5 protein-coding genes are annotated in these 4,066 nt (G+C 31.1%); all 5 read left to right on the top strand.

What is annotated here, in order from left to right:
* The first annotated feature begins 240 nt into the window (after positions 1 to 240).
* Positions 241 to 933 (top strand): AzlC family ABC transporter permease, encoded by a 693-nt coding sequence (locus tag E7419_08255; protein ID MBE7015167.1) that lies wholly within the window; start codon positions 241 to 243, stop codon positions 931 to 933.
* The gene (locus E7419_08250; GenBank protein MBE7015166.1) at positions 930 to 1,247 is read left to right on the top strand and encodes an AzlD domain-containing protein; all 318 of its coding nucleotides are present in this window, start codon (positions 930 to 932) and stop codon (positions 1,245 to 1,247) included. The genes E7419_08255 and E7419_08250 overlap by 4 nt, the downstream gene beginning before the upstream one ends.
* Positions 1,248 to 1,566: 319 nt before the next feature.
* Positions 1,567 to 2,439, top strand: a complete 873-nt coding sequence (locus tag E7419_08245) for a helix-turn-helix transcriptional regulator (GenBank protein MBE7015165.1) — start codon at positions 1,567 to 1,569, stop codon at positions 2,437 to 2,439.
* The gene (locus E7419_08240; protein ID MBE7015164.1) at positions 2,439 to 3,638 is read left to right on the top strand and encodes a carbon-nitrogen hydrolase family protein; all 1,200 of its coding nucleotides are present in this window, start codon (positions 2,439 to 2,441) and stop codon (positions 3,636 to 3,638) included. The genes E7419_08245 and E7419_08240 overlap by 1 nt, the downstream gene beginning before the upstream one ends.
* A gap of 16 nt (positions 3,639 to 3,654) precedes the next feature.
* Positions 3,655 to 4,066: hypothetical protein (locus E7419_08235; protein MBE7015163.1), on the top strand; the 412-nt coding region annotated here is incomplete at its 3' end.

Genomic DNA, 4,066 nt, shown 5'->3' with positions numbered 1-4,066 from the left:
TATTAAGTTACATATATTTGTATTACAATTCAGAGCGATTACATTCGGGAATAGGTTACAAGACACCTAATTCTGTATGGATGTAAAAATTCACTCTTTTATTTGTCCGAAATACTTGACAAGTTTCTAGGGGAGGGTTTCCACACCCTCCCGCAATGTAAAAATTAAAATAACGTATAGATGATGAAAAACTATTGAAAACATATCAATTTTATTATATAATCTTAAATGGTGATTTAATTGAAAAATAAATTTATAAATGGTTTAAAAGACGGTCTGCCTATTGCTCTTGCATATATTTCAGTTTCTTTTGCTTTTGGGCTTTTAGCGACTGAAAGGGGACTTTCAGTTTTTAGTGCCGTTTTAATTTCCTTAACTAATTTAACAAGTGCAGGGCAGTTCGCAGGACTTGATGTTATCACGCTCGGTGGTAGTTTAATTGAACTTACTGTAACTACTCTTATAATAAATTTAAGATATTTTCTTATGTCATTTATCATATCTCAAAAGGTTGATATGAGTATGTCAGGAATAAAGAGAATGATTTGTTCTTTCGGAATTACCGATGAGGTTTTTGCAGTAATTTGCCAGAGGGAAGAAAAGATTACATTTGATTATTTTTCAGGTCTTATTATATTGCCGATAATTGGATGGACTTCGGGCACTTTTTTAGGGGGAGCGGCAAGTATGATTCTTCCTCTTTCTGTGAGGACTGCTTTGTCTATTGCTATTTATGGAATGTTTATAGCAATCATAATTCCGCCCGCTAAAAAACACAAACCTTACTTTTATGCAATAGGAATTTCAGTCCTTATAAGTTGTATATTTAAGTACACTCCATTTTTAAATTTACTGTCAGGAGGATGGGTAATAATAATTGCATCAATTGTTTCATCAGCAGTTTGTGCATATTTTTTCCCTATAAGAAAATGAATTATCAGAGAATTTTAATTTGTATTTTTGTGATGTCAATTGTTACATATTTAATAAGAATGTTACCACTTACATTCTTTAAAAAGGAAATAGAAAGTAATTTTATAAATTCCTTTTTTTCTTATATTCCATACGCAGTTTTAGCCGCTATGACTTTTCCCGAAATTTTTTATTCAACAGGTAATTTTATATCTGCGCTTTTTGGTGGAATAACTGCAGTGTTTCTTGCTTTTAAGAATAAAAGTATGTTAACCGTTGCACTAAGTTCGTGTTTGGTAGTATTTATAGTTGAAAAAATAATGAATATAATTTAAGACACCCACATCAAAAAGACAGCCTCTAAATGAGTGAATTTCCACTTATTTGGAGGCTGTCTTTTTGATGTGCGTTTTTAAGTAAAACCTTTTATGTTTATTGGCTGAAAAAATGAAAAATATGCCACTTTAAATAAGAAAAACACATATTTTATAAAAAAATATTGCCAAAACACGCTATATGTTTGTATATATATTCTTTAAGTTGATAAAAGTTTTTGATAAAATTGAGTTAATAAGATGAAGTGGTGTACCAATTCTTCATTATATTATAAACGTGTTTTTTACTATTAAAATGTAAATATAAGGAAATTACAAAATGTTTATATTTTGTTATAATAATAGTAAAAAAGCAGGAGGTTTGAATATGAAGGTCAGAATTGATGATAACAGAATTGAGTATAAGTTTACAAGAATAGAACATACCAAGGAGAATATAACACACCTTCACTGGCAAAGAGAAATAGAAATTATACATATTATACATGGTGAGTACGAAGTGCGTTGTGACAAGAATGTATTTCATGCAAAAGATGGAGATATTCTTGTTTTTGGAAGCGGTAATATTCACTCATTAATTCCCTTGAGAGATGATTGCCATGTTGATGTTATTTTATTTGGTGCAAAATTTTTGCATAAATTTTTTAATAAATGTGATGTTTTAAAGCATCATATAACATCGCAAAAGCAAAAGAAATGCGGGGTTTTTGATAACTTAAATATAATATTTGATAATATTGCCATTGAAATTTTAAGCACTCAGCCAAACAGCGAAATCATAACTCAGGCTGAACTGATTAAACTATGGGCAATACTCTCACGCTATTTTAAAGACGATGCAAAAAAAATTCAGGAAAAAAATGCACATTTCGAACGTTTTCAAAAAGTTTTTAAATATATAGACGATAATTACACAAATGATTTAAAACTCGAAGATATTGCAACTCTTTTAAATTATACACCCGGTTATATCTCTAAACTGTTTGCAGAATTTTCGGGAATGACTTTTAAAAAATATCTTAATACAGTGCGGGTAAAAAAAGCCTGTGAACTTATGGGAATAACAGATTTAAAATTAAGTGAAATATCTATTATGTGTGGGTTTGGAAGTATTCGCGCATTTAATGAAAATTTCTTGAAAATAATGAAATGCTGTCCAAGAGATTATATTAAGGAAGGGTTGCAAAAATAATGACAGGAAATTTTGGAAATTGGGAATTTACAAGTCATAATAACAGCAGAATATCCGCTATCTCTAAAAAAGTAAAACAAGGTATGAAAATTGTACTAAAAGATAAAATTTATTCAGGCGGCAGATGGGAAGGCATATTAGATATAACTGATACTGATAAAAAATATACAATTTCAGTTAACTATAAATTAAAAAGCAAAAATTCCAAGGTGTTAGCTGTAATTCATCAGGTAAATGATGAAGGATTTGACATTGCTTCAGATTATTTAACTGAAAATAAATCAGGGGGCTTGGAAATATCAATAGAAATACTTGATAAATGTACTCATCTAAGACTTACGCTTGTTTTTTCAAGTTACGGAAGAGGAGAATGCTTGTTTTTTACTCCGCAAATCAAAATCACCAAAAAAGAAACTCATAGAATTATAAATGTTGCAACATCATATTTTGAGAGAAAATGGTATAAAAATTGTGAAGATAATATTCCTCATATCTTAAAAATAATCGAAAATGCTTCAAAAGACGAAAATTCTCCAGATATATTATGTTTTACGGAAACTACTTATGACAGAGGGGTCCTTTTACCTTTTAATAAAAAGTCGGTTGATGAGAATTCCGATATTTTAAAACTTATTAAAGAAAAAGCAAAAGAACATAAGATGTATATTATATTCGGGGTTCATGAAAAAGAAGATGACAGAATGTATAATACAGCATACATTATTTCCCCTGACGGTAAGATTGCAGGAAAATACAGAAAAACCCATTTTACATATAGTGAAATTTTATCAGAGATGACACCGGGAGATGATATTCCTGTTTTCGACCTAAAGTTTGGCAGAGTGGGACTGATGATATGCTGGGATCAATGGTATCCTGAAATGGCAAGGAAACTTTGCGAAAAAGGTGCGGAAATTATATTTGTGTTAACTGCAGGAAATCCTGAGTGTTTATCAAGAGCAAGAGCGTACGAAAATGGTGTTTTTGTCGTAGTATCAGGATGTGAAGACAATAATCCTCAGGCGAGTTTTATTGTTGACCAGTATGGCGAAATAATAGGAGCAGTAGAGAATGAAGAAAAGGGTTATGTATCTGTTCCTGTTGATTTGGATGCTCACAAGCGATTGCGTTATTTATCTTTTCCGTGGGGATACGGAGCAAATGTTTACAAAACTGAAAAAAGAAAAGATTTATATTAAAAAAGGAGAGATGAAAATGAAAAAAAGAGTTTTATGTTTAATTGTAGCGTTAATTCTTTGTATGCTTTCCGGATGCGGTAATCATCATACTTCGAGTGGAATTGATGTAGCAACAAAAGCGGAACTTGACCCAAAAATAATCGGAGATTATGGTGACTTAAAACTTCCTCTCGACACCAAAGGAACAAAGATAACAATAACAGGCGGAACAGAGGTAGTAGGTGTCGATCCTAATAATTCGGTTATTGTTAAAGAACTGGAAAGAAGAACAGGGCTTGATTTGGATATTCAACTATATCCTGCCTCTATTTGCAGTGAAAAAGTTACAATTCTTCTTGCAGGAAATGATAATGTTCCTGATATAATAGACGGAATATACAGTACTGTTAAAACAAACGATTATGCAATGCAGGGTGCATTCGCATCAA

Source organism: Oscillospiraceae bacterium (assembly GCA_015068525.1).
In the GTDB taxonomy this organism is placed as follows: domain Bacteria; phylum Bacillota; class Clostridia; order UMGS1840; family HGM11507; genus SIG450.
Note: the sequence above shows the minus strand (reverse complement) of the source record. Positions and strands in the feature narration are given on the sequence as shown.

Bases quoted from the DNA above. Each gene is read 5' to 3' on its own strand.
- E7419_08250 (MBE7015166.1), top strand. From the start codon at position 930: ATGAATTATCAGAGAATTTTAATTTGTATTTTTGTGATGTCAATTGTT.
- E7419_08245 (MBE7015165.1), top strand. From the start codon at position 1,567: ATGTTTATATTTTGTTATAATAATAGTAAAAAAGCAGGAGGTTTGAAT.
- E7419_08240 (MBE7015164.1), top strand. From the start codon at position 2,439: ATGACAGGAAATTTTGGAAATTGGGAATTTACAAGTCATAATAACAGC.